The following is a 15,585-nucleotide window of genomic DNA, read 5'->3' as shown; positions in this document are numbered from 1 at the left end:
GACCATACCGCAATAAAAAGCCGCTGATAAAAGCATAACGTCCATAATGCTGCGCTATTTTTCCTGATTAACGACCGATATCTGAACAGTTACCCGCAGCCAGCGCTGAACATGGCTATGTTCAGGAGACCATCAGTCCCGTTTTTTCACTGACAAACAGGGGATGAGAGAGGCTTTCGGGGGTAAAGGCACGATTACGCAGAGGCATGAAATCGATTTCGCGGCACAAATCTGTCGCAGAGCGGGCAAATCGGGGTAGGGTTTAATCTTAAAAAGCCGCGCGGCGTGTTATCCGCGCGGCAGAGGTCTTTTGGCGATCTTCGCGGTTTACTCTTTAATCGCGACGACGAGAGGCTGCGGTTTGATGCGCATTGCCCACAGGACACCAGCCATCAGACAAATAATCCCCGTCACGGTGAGCAGGGGTGGCCAGCTTTGATACCAGAGAAAAGTCCACAACAGGCCGAAAAGGATCTCAAAAACAATCAGTGGCCCCATCAGTACGGTGGGAAGACGCTGGCTGGCAGCGTTCCAGCATAAGGTCCCGAGCCAGGAACAGAGCAGACCAATCGCCAGCATCAGGGAGATAAACACCGCAGGACGCGGCCCAAACGGCAGCGAAAAAGCCGGCTGTTGCCAGGCGAGCTGCGCGCTGACCAGCGCGTACATGATTAGCGCCATCGGCAGCGTCACGACTCCCTGCGCTGTTGCCCAGGTCGAGGGCCGCAGTTCGGGATGTGTACGCAGCCAGCGGGCATTGCGCAGCGGATACCAGGTCCAGCAGACCACAGCCAGCAGCGCCAGCGCGATACCGGTCAGATAACGGCTGAGATCAAGGGTGTGGCCCTGACTCTGTAGCTCCGCCGCATTCACGCAGAGTAATCCGGCCGCCATCATGACCAGTGCCGGAAACAGCCGCCGCCACGGCAGGCGTCCTTCAAGATGGCCGTAACAGAGATTGGCCGTCACAGCGATCACCACCGGCAGCGTGCCGATAATCATGGTGGAGACCGGTCCGCCAGTGCGCTGAATGGCGTTCGCCAGAAACGCATAGTAGAAGAGGTTTCCCACCAGCGAGAGCTTTACCGCCTCACGCCAGTCAGCCCGGGCCAGCTTGCGCAGGCGATGACGACCGTGCCAGGCCAGCGGCAGCGCAATCAGCCCAAACGCCACATAACGTCCCGCCGATTGCAGCGCGCCAGGATAGTCAGGCACCAGCAGCGGCCCGACAAAGATCAGCCCCCACAGCAGTCCGGCGGTGACGGCAAACATGACACCAGCAAACATAATTTCTTCCTTATATAGCTTTTTCGTTCAGTGTGGCGGGTTCGGGCGGGGAATGCTTGTAGCAGATTGCGGTGGTATCAGGGCTGGCGCACCTGCTTTTGATAGCGGCCCGGCGTGATGCCATAACGGTTTGCAAAGGCGCGGGTCAGATGGGCCTGATCGGTTAATCCCACCGCCGCCGCAACGCTGGCAGCCGCTTCACCCTGTGCCAGCCTTTGCTTGGCGTCGTAAAGCCGGAAAGCCATCAGCATCTGATGCGGCGTAACGTGATAGTGCTGACGAAAGGCGCGTAAGAAGTGCCACGGCGAAAGCGAGGCCAGCGCCGCCAGCTCATCCAGCCGCACCGGTTCTGCGAGGTTTGCGCGCAGAAAATCTCTTACCTGATCAAAACGATGCCGTGCATCCGGTCTGCCCTGTGAGGACATGCGTGCCAGCGGACGAATCTGCAACAGCAGTTCAGCCAGCAGGCTCTGGCGCGCCAGAGGTGATTCCGCCTGCCAGAGTGTCGCCAGCGTGCGGGAGAGCGGCCGCGCCACGCGCGGATCGGTCAACAGCGCCTCGTTGAACCACCAGCCGCGATCGCCGGTCAGTTCATCCATCAGCTGCGGCTGAATGTAGATCATCTGGTAGCGCCAGCCCTCTTCACACGCTGACTCACCGGTATGCAGCTCATCCGGATTCATCATGACCAGCGAGTTCTCCGGCGCAGTATATTCGGTGCCGCGGTAGCGAAAGCGTTGCGCGCCCGCTTCAATGGTGCCGATACCAAAGGCTTCATGGGTATGGGGTTCAAATGCGTAGCGGGAGATGTGGGCCTGATAGAGTTCCACACCGGGCAGCTCGGCGAGTTGCTGAAACCGGGCGCGGTCTTTCTCACAGGGAAAACTCGCCGGAACACCTTCCACTTCTCTCTCCTTATTTAACCAGTCGGTTTAGCATGCCTGTGACAGGGGGGAAAATGCAAAAGATTGCTTTCCGCAATGCCTCAGGTAACACTGCTTTTTTCAAACCAGATGGGATTAAGCATGGCACAGCGGGTAGTCGTGGTCATTGATATGCAGAATGGCGTCTTCAGCACGCCACGCTTCGACACAGCGGGAAGGATTGCACAGATTAACCGGCTGACCGAACGCGCCGATATCACAATATTTATCCAGCACCGCGAAGGCGAGATGTGCGAGGGTAATGCGGCTTTCGAGCTGCTGCCAGAAATCGCTCAGCCTGCTGGCGCACACTATGTGACCAAAACTGCCTGCGACAGCTTCTGGCACACCGACCTGGCCACGCTGTTAAAGAGGCTGGCGGTAGAGGAATTTGTGGTGTGCGGTTGTGCCACTGACTACTGCCTGGATACCACAATAAAAGTCGGTGCCAGTGCGGGCTATGCGATTACCGTTGCCGCCGATGCGCACACCACGGCAGATCGCCGCTGGGTCAGCGCCGAAGCACTGATTAACCAGCACAATGATGTGTGGGCCTCACTGCTGATCCCCGGCAACGTGCCACGTGTGCTGAGCACGGAGGCGATTCTGGCGGAATGGTCGTAGCTGGCCGCCAGACGCCGCGCATAAAAAAAGCCCGCAAAGCGGGCTTTTTTTGTACTCTCTGGCCAACGGAATCAGAACGGAATATCGTCGTCGAAATCCATTGGTGGTTCGTTGTTGTTGCTGGCCGGCGCGCTCTGTGGCTGCGGCTGCGGACGGGACTGCGCGCCACCACTGAACTGGTTATTGTTGCCCTGCGGCTGCTGCGGCTGACCCCAGCCATTGTTGTTGCCACCGCCCTGCGCGCCACCACCGGCTGGAGCGCCTGCACCGGCATTACCGCCCTGCTGACGGCCACCCAGCATCTGCATGGTACCACCAACGTTAACCACGACTTCGGTGGTGTAACGTTCCTGGCCACCCTGATCCTGCCATTTACGGGTGCGCAGCTGGCCTTCGATATAGACCTGCGACCCTTTTTTCAGGTATTCACCCGCGACTTCAGCCAGTTTGCCAAACAGCACCACACGGTGCCACTCAGTGATCTCTTTGTTTTCACCGGTCTGCTTGTCGCGCCAGCTTTCCGACGTAGCCAGCGTAATGTTGGCAACAGCGCCACCATTTGGCATATAACGTACTTCCGGATCCTGACCCAGATTCCCGACAAGAATCACTTTGTTAACGCCACGACTGGCCATGTTGCTGTCTCCCGATGAGTTAATGCATACAGTCTAATCTATCAATTCTAACACGTCCTGCGGTCTGTTTCCCACTTTCGAGCGGGGTTCCAGTTTTAATACTCTGCGCGCCAGAGGCTAAGAGTACTGGATATTTATTCAGTCTATTTTTTGTGCCATAATGACACGTTTATTCTGGCCGTGTCGGCAAGGCGCGGTGAGTGCTGCTAATCCGGGAAAGGTGAATGGATAAGATCGAAGTTCGTGGTGCCCGCACCCATAATTTGAAAAACATCAACCTGACCATCCCACGCGACAAACTCATTGTGGTAACCGGCCTGTCAGGTTCCGGTAAATCCTCACTGGCGTTTGATACGCTGTATGCGGAAGGTCAGCGCCGCTATGTGGAGTCGCTCTCTGCGTATGCGCGCCAGTTTCTTTCGTTAATGGAGAAGCCGGACGTCGATCATATCGAAGGTTTGTCGCCCGCCATTTCCATTGAACAAAAATCCACCTCGCACAACCCACGCTCGACCGTGGGAACCATCACCGAGATCCATGATTACCTGCGTCTGCTGTTTGCCCGCGTTGGCGAACCGCGCTGCCCGGATCATGATGTGCCGCTGGCGGCGCAGACCGTCAGCCAGATGGTCGATCAGGTGCTCTCCCAGCCGGAAGGCCGTCGCCTGATGCTGCTGGCGCCGGTGGTGAAAGATCGTAAGGGTGAGCACACCAAAACGCTGGAGAATCTGGCGACGCAAGGTTATATCCGTGCGCGTATTGATGGCGAAGTGTGTGACCTCTCCGATCCGCCAAAACTCGAGCTGCAGAAGAAGCACACCATTGAAGTGGTGATTGACCGCTTTAAAGTGCGTGAAGATCTCGCGACCCGCCTGGCGGAATCGTTTGAGACCACGCTGGAGCTCTCCGGCGGGACGGCCATCGTGGCGGACATGGATGACAGCGCCGCAGAAGAGCTGCTCTTCTCGGCTAACTTCGCCTGCCCGATCTGTGGTTACAGCATGAGCGAGCTGGAGCCGCGCCTGTTCTCGTTTAACAACCCGGCGGGCGCCTGTCCGACCTGTGACGGCCTTGGCGTACAGCAATATTTTGATCCTGACCGCGTGGTGCAGAATCCTGAACTCTCGCTGGCGGGCGGTGCAATCCGCGGCTGGGATCGCCGCAATTTCTACTACTTCCAGATGCTGCGTTCGCTGGCGGAACACCTCGATTTTGATATCGAAGCGTCGTTCGGCAGCCTGCCAGAAAACGTACAGAAAGTGATTCTGTACGGATCAGGCAAAGAGAGCATCGAATTCAAGTACATCAACGATCGCGGCGACACCTCGGTACGCCGTCATCCGTTTGAAGGCGTACTCAATAACATGGAGCGCCGCTATAAAGAGACCGAGTCTTCAGCGGTACGCGAAGAGCTGGCGAAATTTATCAGCAACCGCGCCTGTGCCAGCTGTGAAGGAACCCGTCTGCGTCGTGAAGCGCGTCATGTCTTCGTGGAGAACACCACGCTGCCGACCATCTCTGAGATGAGCATCGGCCATGCGATGTCCTTCTTTGAAAACATGAAACTCAGCGGCCAGCGTGCGCAGATCGCCGAGAAAATTTTGAAAGAGATTGGCGATCGCCTGAGCTTCCTGGTCAACGTCGGCCTGAACTATCTTTCGATGTCGCGTTCCGCCGAGACCCTGTCCGGTGGTGAAGCACAGCGTATCCGTCTGGCCAGCCAGATCGGTGCCGGTCTGGTCGGCGTGATGTATGTGCTGGATGAGCCTTCAATCGGCCTGCACCAGCGCGACAACGAACGCCTGCTCGGCACCCTGATTCATCTGCGCGACCTCGGTAACACGGTGATCGTGGTTGAGCATGATGAAGATGCGATTCGTGCCGCTGACCATGTGATCGATATCGGTCCGGGTGCGGGCGTACATGGCGGCCAGGTGGTGGCTGAAGGCACGGTTGATCAGATCATGGCGCAGGAAGCGTCACTGACCGGCCAGTTCCTGAGCGGCAAGCGTGGCATTGCAGTGCCAGAGGAGCGCGTCAAAGGCGACCCGGCCAAAGTCCTGAAGATTACTGGCGCACGCGGCAACAACCTCAAGGATGTCACGCTGACGCTGCCGGTCGGGCTGTTCACCTGTATTACCGGTGTTTCCGGCTCGGGTAAATCGACCCTGATCAACGATACGCTCTTCCCGATTGCCCAGCGGGCACTGAACGGCGCGACCATCGCCGAACCGGCACCTTACCGTGACGTGGCGGGACTGGAGCACTTCGACAAAGTAATCGACATCGACCAGAGCCCGATTGGTCGTACACCGCGCTCCAACCCGGCCACCTACACCGGCATCTTCACTCCGGTGCGTGAACTGTTTGCGGGCGTGCCGGAAGCGCGTTCGCGCGGCTACAATCCGGGCCGCTTCAGCTTTAACGTGCGTGGCGGACGCTGTGAAGCCTGTCAGGGCGATGGCGTGCTGAAAGTCGAAATGCACTTCCTGCCGGACATTTATGTGCCGTGCGATCAGTGCAAAGGCAAACGCTATAACCGTGAAACGCTGGAAGTGAAGTACAAAGGCAAGAGCATTCACGAAGTGCTGGAAATGACCATCGAAGAGGCACGTGAGTTCTTCGATGCGGTGCCGGCGCTGGCGCGTAAGTTGCAGACGCTGATCGATGTGGGTCTCACCTACATCCGCCTCGGTCAGTCCGCGACCACTCTTTCCGGCGGTGAAGCCCAGCGCGTGAAGCTGGCGCGTGAGCTGTCGAAGCGTGGCACCGGTCAGACACTCTACATTCTGGATGAGCCGACCACCGGCCTGCACTTTGCCGATATCCAGCAGCTGCTGGAAGTGCTGCATAAGCTGCGCGATCAGGGCAACACCATCGTGGTGATTGAGCACAACCTGGATGTGGTCAAAACTGCAGACTGGATTGTCGACCTGGGTCCGGAAGGCGGCAGCGGCGGCGGTGAAATCCTGGTGGCTGGTACGCCAGAAACCGTGGCGGAGTGTGAGAAATCACATACCGCGCGCTTCCTGAAGCCACTGTTACAGAAGTAATTCTGTCAGGCCCGCCGCGTGCGGGCCTTTTACTCTCCCCTGTCGATTCAGCCAGAAAATTGCAGAATCAGGCAAGATTCAGACATGTATAGGCGTATACGCTTTTCCCCACGCTGACTATCCTTAAGCGGTTCCTCTTTGGCACGCCCCTGGCGTCGCCCTGTTTTCGCAGCACATCAACGCTGCTGCACTTCATCGAATAACACTCACGACACATCGAAACTGGAGACACCATGAATATTACGCATGCGTATGCTGCTCAGGATGCAAAATCCAAACTGGCACCGTTCGATTTTAAGCCGCGTGAGCTGCGCGCCCATGACGTTCAGCTTGAGGTGCTGTTCTGTGGCGTTTGCCACTCAGACCTGCATCAGGCCCGTAATGAGTGGAAAAACACCATTTTTCCCGTGGTTCCGGGTCATGAAATTGTCGGTCGCGTCACGGCCGTTGGCCCGCAGACGCAGAAATACAAAGTCGGCGATCTGGTCGGCGTAGGCTGCATGGTCGATTCGTGCCGCAGCTGTCCGAGCTGTCAGCAGGGTCTGGAACAGTATTGTGAAAACGGCTTTGTTGGCACCTATAACGGTGAAGATCGTGAAACCGGCGCCATTACCTACGGCGGTTACTCAACGTCGATGGTGGTTGATGAGAGCTTTGTGCTGCGCATTCCCGAGAACCTCGAGCTGGCGGGCGTGGCACCGCTGCTGTGTGCCGGTATCACCACTTACTCGCCGCTGCGCCACTGGAATGTCGGCCCGGGCAAGAAAGTGGGTATCGTAGGCTTAGGCGGCCTGGGCCATATGGGCGTGAAAATCGCCCATGCCATGGGCGCACATGTGGTGCTGTTCACCACCTCGCCTTCCAAAATTGAAGATGGCAAACGTCTGGGTGCCGATGAAGTCGTGATCTCCAAAGATGCGGAGCAGATGGCGCAGCACGCCAACAGCTTCGACTTCATTCTGAATACCGTGGCGGCTCAGCACGATCTCAACCCCTTCATCACCCTGCTGAAGCTGGATGGCAACATGACGCTGGTGGGTGCACCGGAGCACGATCACCCGGCACCACAGGTATTTAACCTGATCTTCAAGCGTCGCAGCATCGCCGGTTCACTGATCGGCGGTATCGCAGAGACCCAGGAGATGCTCGATTTCTGTGGTGAGCACGGCATTACGTCAGACATTGAACTGATCGCGATGGACCAGATCAATGAAGCCTATGAGCGCATGCTGAAAAGCGATGTGAAATACCGCTTCGTTATCGACATCAATACCCTGCGCGAACAGCCTGCCGCGTAACCCGCTGCCTCTGAAACCCTCTTGCTCAGGTAAGAGGGTTTTTTATTGCCGTTTAGCGGGCCGTTGCAACCTGCTGGAATGAGGCATCGACCAGATAGTAGATCTGCGAATCTTTCAGCGAACCGTCCAGGAACAGCGTGCTCCAGTGTGACTTGTTCAGATGCTCGCTGGGAATAATATCGCTATGCTCTTCGCGCAGTAATTCGGCCAGCGCAGGCGTCGATTTCAGCGAGACCGCTGGCCGCCCTTTCGCCTCATGTACCATCGCAAACAGCACGCCGTTGCTTTTAATCTGCGTGGCTTTCCAGTCACTGTGGACGCTCTGCTCCGCGCCCGGCTTACTCATGCAATAGGTCAGTAAGTCTGAGTTATTCATTACGATTCCCCTTGTAAAGTGGCGACAATCCGCCTGGCACCGCCCTCAATGCGATGCTCGCCCAGCCAGATACCCTGCCAGGTGCCCAGCACCAGACGTCCCCGCTGAACCGGTAATAACAACGAAACCCCTAAGATCGACGATTTGATGTGCGCCGGCATATCATCACGCCCTTCGTAATCGTGCTGATAAGGCGCATTCTCCGGCACGTGCCGCATGAAATGCTGCTCCATGTCGCTGCGCACCGTCGGGTCGCAATTCTCATTTAAGGTTAACGACGCCGAAGTGTGCTGCAACAGCAGATGCAGCACACCGGTTTTGATATCACGCAGTCCGGAGAGCGAGTTCACGATCTCATCGGTGACCAGATGAAACCCGCGCGGCTTCGCGCTCAGCGTAATAGTTTGTTGATGCCACATAGCTTATTCCTGAAACGGTTACCCCGTTTAAGTGTGCAGCATGTCGCCGAAAGGTAAACCCTGACCCATAAAAAAACCGCCAGAGAGCACCCTGGCGGTTTTTTTTACAGCCTGGCGGCCGTTACATCACGGCAGCAAACGCTTCAGCCACCTGATGCACATTTTTGCTGTTCAGACCGGCCACACACATGCGGCCGCTGCCCACCAGATAGATGCCAAATTCGTTGCGCAGACGATCGACCTGCTGTGCACTCAGGCCGGTGTAGCTGAACATGCCACGCTGCTTCAGCAGGTAGTCGAAGTTGTTACCTGGCAGAGCGGTGCTCAGCACGTCCACCAGCGACTGACGCATGTCCAGAATGCGTAAGCGCATCGCTTCCACTTCAGCCAGCCAGCTGGCTTTCAACTCGTCATCGTTGAGTACGCGCGCGACAACCTGCGCACCGAAATTCGGCGGGCTGGAGTAGTTGCGGCGAACCGTGGCTTTTAACTGGCCCAGCACACGCGCTGACTCTTCGGCGCTGTCACAGACGATAGAGAGACCGCCCACGCGCTCGCCATAGAGCGAGAAAATTTTGGAGAAGGAGTTGCTCACCAGGGCTGGCAGGCCCGCCGCCGCGACCGCGCGCAGCGCATAGGCATCCTGCTGCATGCCGGCACCAAAGCCCTGATAGGCGATATCCAGGAAAGGAATCAGCTGCTGTGCTTTCAGCACCTCAACGGTCTGATCCCACTGCGCATCAGTCAGGTCAGCACCGGTCGGGTTATGACAGCAGGGATGCAGCAGCACGACGCTCTGCGCTGGCAGGGTTTTCAGGGTGCTGATAAAGGCATCAAACCGCACGCCGTGGGTCTCTGCGTCATACCAGGGATAGGTATTTACCTCAAAACCTGCACCATTAAAAATCGCGACGTGGTTCTCCCAGGTCGGATCGCTGACCCAGACCGCAGACTGCGGGAAGTAGCCCTTAAGGAAATCCGCGCCCACTTTCAGCGCGCCAGAACCGCCCAGCGTCTGAATAGAGGCGATACGGCCCGCGTTTAACACCGGATGATCGGCACCAAACAGCAGCGGTGCAATCGCACTACGGTAGCTGTTCAGCCCTTCCATTGGCAGATAGAGCGATGCCTGATGCGGCTCAGCATAGATCTGCTCTTCGGCAGCGGCTACAGCCTTCAGCTGCGGGATGATGCCCTTTTCGTCGTAATAGAGGCCGATACTCAGGTTAACTTTGTGTTCGCGTGGGTCTTGTTTGAAGGCTTCCATCAACGACAGAATCGGATCGCCAGCATAGGCATCAACGTTTTGAAACACGGTGTAGGTCTCCATGATTGGTCCAGAGGGAAGATGCGGATTAAACCCGATAGCGTCCCGGACGGTGGTTCATTGCAATAATCAGATTCAGGATCACCGCACCCGCAATCGACGCGAGCAGGATGGGGCCACTCACCACAAACAGTGACGCCAGCACGACGCAGGTATCGACCACCATTTGCAGCTTCCCCGCGCGGATCCCAAAGCGATCCTGTAGCCACAGCGCCAGAATATTGATGCCGCCCAGGCTCGCCTTATGACGAAATAACACTATAAACCCGATTCCCATGATGACGTTACCGAACAGTGTCGCATAGAAGGGGTTAAGGTCAGAAAAGTGGACGAACAGCGGGTGCAGCTGGGTAAACAGCGACACCAGACCGACGGCGCAGAAGGTTTTCAGCGTAAATTCCCAGCCCATGCGTTTTACCGCCAGCCAGTAAAAAGGGATATTGATCAGGAAGAACGCGCTGCCGAACGAAAGCGGCGACAGGTAGCTGATCAGAAAGGCGATGCCTGCGGTGCTGCCGGTCAGCGCCCCCGCCTGTTTCAGCATAATGACGCCGAACGAGACCATCAGGGTGCCAAGCACCATCGCCAGCGCATCTTCAATGCGCGAATGCGGGACGCGGGAGGGTTCTGCGATGTTATCCATGGGGTTTTCTCAGGGCAAATGATGCGGTTTCGATGCAAAAAACGCACCATCGCCACAGCACTGAACTGCTGTAAACCGGGTGCCAGCGATATCCCATTGATATCTAAGGCGCTTTAAAACAGAACTTTGTGCATAAATGCCGGCTGATACCGTCAACCTATGCGTTAAAGTCCGTTTCTATGCACACTCTTCGCATTAATTGCCGCAAGTGTGCACCAAAATCGCACAGCGCGCACCTTTTTAGCGCGTCTTCTGCTCAGGCAGCATCATCAGCCCGTTCTCTTTCATGCGTCCCAGCACTACCGAGGTTTTCACATGGGAAACGCTCTGGTGGCCCGCGACTAACTGGCTGATTAACGCACTAAGGGAATTGAGATCGGCCACCGCCACTTTAAGCAGATAGTCCGCATCGCCGGTGGTTTTATAGGCATCCACGATCGCCTGCTCCTGCTCCACCATCCGGTGAAAGCTCTCGACATATTCTGCGGTGTGGTTAATTAAGCGCACCTCAATCAATCCCACCATACCAAGCCCGATGGCATCGGGCGACAGCCGGGCATGATAACCCAGGATCAGATTAGCCTGTTCCAAATTGATACGACGGCGGGAACATTGTGAGGCGGAAAGGCCGACCAGATCGCTGAGTTCCTGATTGGTCAGACGGCCGTTGGATTGTAATAAAGTCAGGATTTTAAGGTCGTAATCGTCTACGTGAGTCATTCCGTTTCCACATCGGTGCCAGGCGTCGCTTTGTTACAGATAACCCGATAACCCGAGAGGTTGTCCAACACTATTTTGTGATGATGGGGGCTGTCATGCACAGATCGTGCATGACAGCACAAACCGGGGATCATTCGTCGTCGTATTGCGGGCCAGCGTAGTTGTCGAAGCGTGACCACTGACCGTTAAAGGTCAGGCGTACCGTACCGATCGGGCCGTTACGCTGTTTACCCAGAATGATCTCCGCGATCCCTTTAAGATCGCTGTTTTCGTGGTAAACCTCATCGCGATAGATAAACATGATCAAATCCGCATCCTGCTCGATCGAGCCCGATTCACGCAGATCCGAGTTGACCGGACGTTTATCGGCTCGCTGCTCCAGCGAGCGGTTAAGCTGCGACAGCGCCACAACCGGCACGTTCAACTCTTTGGCCAGCGCTTTCAGCGAGCGGGAGATCTCAGCAATTTCCAGCGTACGGTTGTCCGACAGCGACGGCACGCGCATCAGCTGCAAATAGTCGATCATGATCATGCTTAATCCACCGTTTTCACGGTAGATACGCCGGGCGCGCGAACGCACTTCGGTGGGCGTCAGGCCGGAAGAGTCATCAATGTACATGTTCTTCTTCTCCAGCAGGATGCCCATGGTGCCGGAAATACGCGCCCAGTCCTCATCATCCAGCTGCCCGGTACGAATGCGGGTCTGATCGACGCGGGAGAGTGACGCCAGCATACGCATCATGATCTGCTCGCTGGGCATCTCCAGACTGAAGATCAGCACTGGTTTTTCCTGCAGCATGGCGGCGTTTTCGCACAGGTTCATCGCAAAGGTGGTTTTACCCATCGAAGGACGTGCTGCGACAATAATCAGATCAGAACCCTGCAGGCCCGCGGTCTTTTTATTCAGATCCTGATAGCCGGTATCGACGCCGGTGACGCCATCGTGCGGTGTCTGATAGAGCGATTCGATACGGGAAACGGTCGATTCCAGAATCTGCTCAATGTTTTTCGGGCCAGCATCCTTATCCGCGCGCGCTTCCGCAATTTTAAAGACGTTCGACTCCGCGAAGTCGAGCAGCTCTTCGCTGTTACGCCCCTGCGGATCATAACCGGCATCTGCAATCTGGTTAGCGACGGCGATCATCTCACGCACCACCGCGCGTTCGCGCACGATGTCAGCATAGGCGCCGATGTTCGCCGCGCTCGGGGTGTTTTTCGCCAGTTCCGCCAGATAGGCGAAGCCGCCCGCCATCTCCAGTTCGCCACGGGTTTCCAGCGATTCGGAGAGCGTAATCAGGTCAATAGGTTTGCTGTTTTCCAGCAGCCGCTGCATCTCTGAAAAAATCAGCCGATGCGAGCGGTTGAAAAAATCATTCGCGACGACGCGCTCAGAGACATTGTCCCAGCGCTCGTTATCCAGCATTAACCCACCGAGCACCGACTGCTCCGCTTCCAGCGAATGCGGGGGCATTTTCACGCCTGCGAGCTGGCGATCCTGCGTTTCGTTCGATTTGTTGGTGGGTTTATTTCCTGCCATAGTGAATGCATTACCGATCTTCTGTGGGGACGCGCAAGTATACCTTAGTTGGGGTGCGTGCCTCACCCTCATGATGAAACAATCACAGGAGTCAGAATGGCAAAGCGTATTCAGTTCAGCGCACATGGCGGCCCGGACGTTTTAGAGTGGACAGATTTTGAACCTGCTGACCCGGCCGAACATGAAGTGCAGGTAGAACATCGCGCTATCGGGATTAATTACATCGATACCTATGTTCGCAGCGGGCTTTATCCGGTCGCCGCTTTTCCCTCTGGCCTGGGTACAGAAGCCGCAGGCGTGGTGTCGCGGGTTGGACGTGGCGTGACATTATTTAAGCCCGGCGATCGCGTGGTCTACTGTCTGGCGTCGATGGGGGCCTATAGCGAAGTGCACAACGTGGCGGAAGATCGCCTGATGCATCTCCCGGAGGCGATCAGCTTTGAGCAGGGCGCAGCCAGCTACCTGAAAGGGCTGACCACACAATATCTGCTGCGCCAGACCTATAAAATCAGCGCCGGTGAGACCTTCCTGTTTCATGCCGCAGCGGGCGGCGTCGGGTTAATTGCCTGTCAGTGGGCAAAAGCGCTGGGTGCCCATTTGATTGGCACAGTCGGGTCAGCAGAAAAGGCAGCGATGGCGAAAAAGGCCGGCGCCTGGGCGACGGTTAACTACCGCGAAGAGAATATTGCGCAACGCGTCAGCGAACTGACCGACGGGAAAAAAGTGGGCGTAGTTTATGACTCAGTGGGCAAAGATACCTGGGAAGCATCGCTGGACTCATTGCGCCGTCATGGGCTGATGGTCAGTTTTGGCAATGCTTCGGGTCCGGTGACCGGGATTGATCTCGGCATTCTGAATAAGAAAGGCTCGCTGTTTGTGACCCGCCCTTCACTGTTTGGCTATATCACCAACCGCCAGGAGCTGGAAACCGCCAGTGCCGAGCTTTTCTCGCTGCTGGCGAGTGGCGCAATTAAAGTTGATGTGCCGGAGCAGCAGAAGTTTGCGCTGAAAGAGGCCAGCAAAGCGCACCAGATGCTGGAGAGCCGCGCCACGCAGGGATCCTGTCTCTTAATTCCATAGTAGTGAGCAACAAAAAGGGCCTCCCGCGGGAAGCCCTTCTCTTTTTTTATTTTTTGTTCGCGCTGGTGTAGGGACAGCGGCGATGAATTAGTGTCGAGTCGATGGCACATCGATTTGACGACAGGCATCCTGCCAGAAAACATAAGTAAAAAATATGTTTAATTGCAGATCAGCCCCGACCAATCTCTCACACTGTGATCTTCACCGCATTTAGCGCCAGCCTTTGCGGTCTAACCTGTTGATCTTACGCCGCAGCTTGCGACGTGCTCGCTCATCGCTGTCGCCAAAAAAGGCACGATGCAGCCAGACCGCAATCACCGCCAGCACCAGCCACGGCAACACTTTAATAACAATTGCAAACAGTCCACCGACAAACATCACGATGGTTGCGACCACCAGTGCCGCCAGCACGCCTAACAGCGAAACGCCGGTCAGCAACAGCATCAGGAAAAACCCTAATACGAATAAAATTTCCACGTCAGCGCTCCTTTTTGAGATTGATTGTTATAGCTATTACAAAAAACGTGCCAACAGTTAACTCATTGATTTTATTCTGATAAGAGATAAACAGAAGAGCGCAACCTGGTGAGAAAAACCACATAGTGGCGTAAAAAAACCAGCAAACAGAGCTGGTTTTTTCGGGTTCAGATGAGGCGTCAGGCTTCCTGCGGGATTTTATCGGCGACCAGCGCAAGCGCCGCCTCCAGCACACGGACATCGGCACCGGGTTTGTGGGCATTTTCACTCAGGTGGCGTCGCCACTGGCGGGCGCCCGGAATCCCCTGGAACAGACCCAGCATATGGCGCGTGACATGTCCCAGATACGTCCCCTTTGCCAGTTCCGCTTCAATATAGGGATACATGGCGCGCACCACTTCAACCGGGTTCGCCGCCGGATGCTGACGACCAAACAATGTCTGATCGACCTGCGCCAGAATGCCGGGGTTTTGGTAGGCTTCACGTCCCATCATCACGCCGTCAAGGTGTTGCAGATGGGTCAGTGCCTCTTCCAGGGTTTTCACGCCGCCATTGAGGGCGATGGTCAGTTGCGGAAAATCGCGTTTCAGCTGATAGACGCGGGGATAGTCCAGCGGTGGAATCTCGCGGTTCTCTTTCGGGCTGAGGCCGGAGAGCCAGGCTTTACGCGCATGAATGATAAATGTCTCACACTCACCGCGTCCCGCCACGGTGCCGATAAAATCGGTCAGGAATTCATAGCTGTCCAGCTCATCGATACCAATGCGGGTTTTCACCGTGACCGGAATTGAAACCACGTCGCGCATCGCTTTAACGGCATCTGCGACCAGATTCGCCTCGGCCATCAGGCAGGCGCCGAAACGGCCATTCTGCACCCGATCAGAGGGACAGCCGACATTAAGATTCACTTCATCGTAGCCGCGCTGCTCTGCCAGCTTCGCGCACTGCGCCAGTGCCGCCGGATCGCTACCGCCAAGCTGCAACGCGACCGGATGCTCAGCCTCACTGTAAGCCAGGTAATCCCCTTTGCCATGAATGATTGCACCCGTGGTCACCATTTCGGTGTAGAGCAGCGTGTCACCGGTCAACTGGCGATGAAAATAGCGACAGTGACGATCGGTCCAGTCGAGCATAGGGGCGATAGAGAAACGTTGCGAAGAGAAATTAGGCATGAAGCGCAGACAAT

Annotated in this window: 15 protein-coding genes; 4 read left to right on the top strand and 11 right to left on the bottom strand. The window is 56.3% G+C overall.

Annotated elements, in window-relative coordinates:
* Window positions 1-327: 327 nt before the first annotated feature.
* Together ACMGGP_RS00250 and ACMGGP_RS00245 are read right to left on the bottom strand one after the other, a co-directional pair.
* The gene (locus ACMGGP_RS00250) at window positions 328-1,287 is read right to left on the bottom strand and encodes a DMT family transporter (protein ID WP_033770841.1); all 960 of its coding nucleotides are present in this window, start codon (window positions 1,285-1,287) and stop codon (window positions 328-330) included.
* A gap of 77 nt (window positions 1,288-1,364) precedes the next feature.
* Complete coding sequence (locus ACMGGP_RS00245; protein WP_010252176.1) at window positions 1,365-2,192, bottom strand: AraC family transcriptional regulator; 828 nt, start codon at window positions 2,190-2,192, stop codon at window positions 1,365-1,367.
* 120 nt (window positions 2,193-2,312) lie between these two features.
* Between ACMGGP_RS00245 and ACMGGP_RS00240 the strand changes: the two genes are divergently transcribed.
* Window positions 2,313-2,834, top strand: coding sequence for an isochorismatase family protein (locus ACMGGP_RS00240; RefSeq protein WP_033759724.1), 522 nt, complete (start codon window positions 2,313-2,315; stop codon window positions 2,832-2,834).
* A 71-nt stretch (window positions 2,835-2,905) separates the two neighbouring features.
* On the opposite strand, the gene ssb1 is transcribed toward ACMGGP_RS00240, so the two are convergent.
* Entirely contained in the window at window positions 2,906-3,469 is a 564-nt protein-coding gene (ssb1, locus tag ACMGGP_RS00235) for a single-stranded DNA-binding protein SSB1 (protein ID WP_010252180.1), read from the bottom strand.
* A 224-nt stretch (window positions 3,470-3,693) separates the two neighbouring features.
* Between ssb1 and uvrA the strand changes: the two genes are divergently transcribed.
* Window positions 3,694-6,522 (top strand): excinuclease ABC subunit UvrA, encoded by a 2,829-nt coding sequence (gene uvrA, locus ACMGGP_RS00230; protein ID WP_010252182.1) that lies wholly within the window; start codon window positions 3,694-3,696, stop codon window positions 6,520-6,522.
* 233 nt (window positions 6,523-6,755) lie between these two features.
* A complete protein-coding gene (locus ACMGGP_RS00225) occupies window positions 6,756-7,820 on the top strand; it encodes an NAD(P)-dependent alcohol dehydrogenase (RefSeq protein ID WP_010252184.1) in 1,065 nt (354 codons plus the stop codon).
* Window positions 7,821-7,872: 52 nt separating this feature from the next.
* Here the strand turns inward: ACMGGP_RS00225 and ACMGGP_RS00220 are convergent, their stop codons facing one another.
* The 6 genes from ACMGGP_RS00220 to dnaB form a co-directional block, all read right to left on the bottom strand.
* Window positions 7,873-8,196 (bottom strand): MmcQ/YjbR family DNA-binding protein, encoded by a 324-nt coding sequence (locus ACMGGP_RS00220; RefSeq protein ID WP_010252186.1) that lies wholly within the window; start codon window positions 8,194-8,196, stop codon window positions 7,873-7,875.
* Complete coding sequence (locus ACMGGP_RS00215) at window positions 8,196-8,615, bottom strand: secondary thiamine-phosphate synthase enzyme YjbQ (RefSeq protein WP_187495787.1); 420 nt, start codon at window positions 8,613-8,615, stop codon at window positions 8,196-8,198. The genes ACMGGP_RS00220 and ACMGGP_RS00215 overlap by 1 nt, the downstream gene beginning before the upstream one ends.
* 121 nt (window positions 8,616-8,736) lie before the next feature.
* Window positions 8,737-9,930: an amino acid aminotransferase gene (locus ACMGGP_RS00210; RefSeq protein WP_498798707.1), complete on the bottom strand. Its 1,194-nt coding sequence runs from the start codon at window positions 9,928-9,930 to the stop codon at window positions 8,737-8,739.
* Window positions 9,931-9,970: 40 nt separating this feature from the next.
* Window positions 9,971-10,585, bottom strand: a complete 615-nt coding sequence (locus ACMGGP_RS00205; protein ID WP_010672216.1) for a YitT family protein — start codon at window positions 10,583-10,585, stop codon at window positions 9,971-9,973.
* A 240-nt stretch (window positions 10,586-10,825) separates the two neighbouring features.
* Window positions 10,826-11,305 (bottom strand): Lrp/AsnC family transcriptional regulator, encoded by a 480-nt coding sequence (locus tag ACMGGP_RS00200; protein WP_010252196.1) that lies wholly within the window; start codon window positions 11,303-11,305, stop codon window positions 10,826-10,828.
* 130 nt (window positions 11,306-11,435) lie between these two features.
* Window positions 11,436-12,842: a replicative DNA helicase gene (gene dnaB / locus ACMGGP_RS00195; RefSeq protein ID WP_010252197.1), complete on the bottom strand. Its 1,407-nt coding sequence runs from the start codon at window positions 12,840-12,842 to the stop codon at window positions 11,436-11,438.
* A gap of 96 nt (window positions 12,843-12,938) precedes the next feature.
* On the opposite strand from dnaB, the gene ACMGGP_RS00190 reads away from it, so the two are divergent.
* On the top strand, window positions 12,939-13,922 hold the full coding sequence (locus tag ACMGGP_RS00190) for a quinone oxidoreductase (RefSeq protein WP_033770836.1): 984 nt from the start codon (window positions 12,939-12,941) through the stop codon (window positions 13,920-13,922).
* 210 nt (window positions 13,923-14,132) lie between these two features.
* On the opposite strand, the gene pspG is transcribed toward ACMGGP_RS00190, so the two are convergent.
* Both pspG and dusA read right to left on the bottom strand, forming a co-directional pair.
* Window positions 14,133-14,399 carry an envelope stress response protein PspG gene (gene pspG / locus ACMGGP_RS00185; RefSeq protein ID WP_010252199.1) on the bottom strand — a complete coding sequence of 89 codons (267 nt, stop codon included), beginning with the start codon at window positions 14,397-14,399 and terminating at the stop codon, window positions 14,133-14,135.
* 179 nt (window positions 14,400-14,578) lie between these two features.
* On the bottom strand, window positions 14,579-15,571 hold the full coding sequence (dusA, locus tag ACMGGP_RS00180; RefSeq protein WP_010252200.1) for a tRNA dihydrouridine(20/20a) synthase DusA: 993 nt from the start codon (window positions 15,569-15,571) through the stop codon (window positions 14,579-14,581).
* Between the last annotated feature and the right edge of the window lie 14 nt (window positions 15,572-15,585).

Source organism: Curtobacterium sp. BNK-1, assembly GCF_048685235.1.
Classification (GTDB): Bacteria; Pseudomonadota; Gammaproteobacteria; order Enterobacterales; family Enterobacteriaceae; genus Pantoea; species Pantoea agglomerans.
This window is presented reverse-complemented; position numbering and strand designations above follow the sequence as displayed.

Bases quoted from the DNA above. Each gene is read 5' to 3' on its own strand.
- ACMGGP_RS00250 (WP_033770841.1), bottom strand. From the start codon at position 1,287: ATGTTTGCTGGTGTCATGTTTGCCGTCACCGCCGGACTGCTGTGGGGG.
- ACMGGP_RS00240 (WP_033759724.1), top strand. From the start codon at position 2,313: ATGGCACAGCGGGTAGTCGTGGTCATTGATATGCAGAATGGCGTCTTC.
- ssb1 (WP_010252180.1), bottom strand. From the start codon at position 3,469: ATGGCCAGTCGTGGCGTTAACAAAGTGATTCTTGTCGGGAATCTGGGT.
- uvrA (WP_010252182.1), top strand. From the start codon at position 3,694: ATGGATAAGATCGAAGTTCGTGGTGCCCGCACCCATAATTTGAAAAAC.
- ACMGGP_RS00225 (WP_010252184.1), top strand. From the start codon at position 6,756: ATGAATATTACGCATGCGTATGCTGCTCAGGATGCAAAATCCAAACTG.
- ACMGGP_RS00220 (WP_010252186.1), bottom strand. From the start codon at position 8,196: ATGAATAACTCAGACTTACTGACCTATTGCATGAGTAAGCCGGGCGCG.
- ACMGGP_RS00215 (WP_187495787.1), bottom strand. From the start codon at position 8,615: ATGTGGCATCAACAAACTATTACGCTGAGCGCGAAGCCGCGCGGGTTT.
- ACMGGP_RS00205 (WP_010672216.1), bottom strand. From the start codon at position 10,585: ATGGATAACATCGCAGAACCCTCCCGCGTCCCGCATTCGCGCATTGAA.
- ACMGGP_RS00200 (WP_010252196.1), bottom strand. From the start codon at position 11,305: ATGACTCACGTAGACGATTACGACCTTAAAATCCTGACTTTATTACAA.
- dnaB (WP_010252197.1), bottom strand. From the start codon at position 12,842: ATGGCAGGAAATAAACCCACCAACAAATCGAACGAAACGCAGGATCGC.
- ACMGGP_RS00190 (WP_033770836.1), top strand. From the start codon at position 12,939: ATGGCAAAGCGTATTCAGTTCAGCGCACATGGCGGCCCGGACGTTTTA.
- dusA (WP_010252200.1), bottom strand. From the start codon at position 15,571: ATGCCTAATTTCTCTTCGCAACGTTTCTCTATCGCCCCTATGCTCGAC.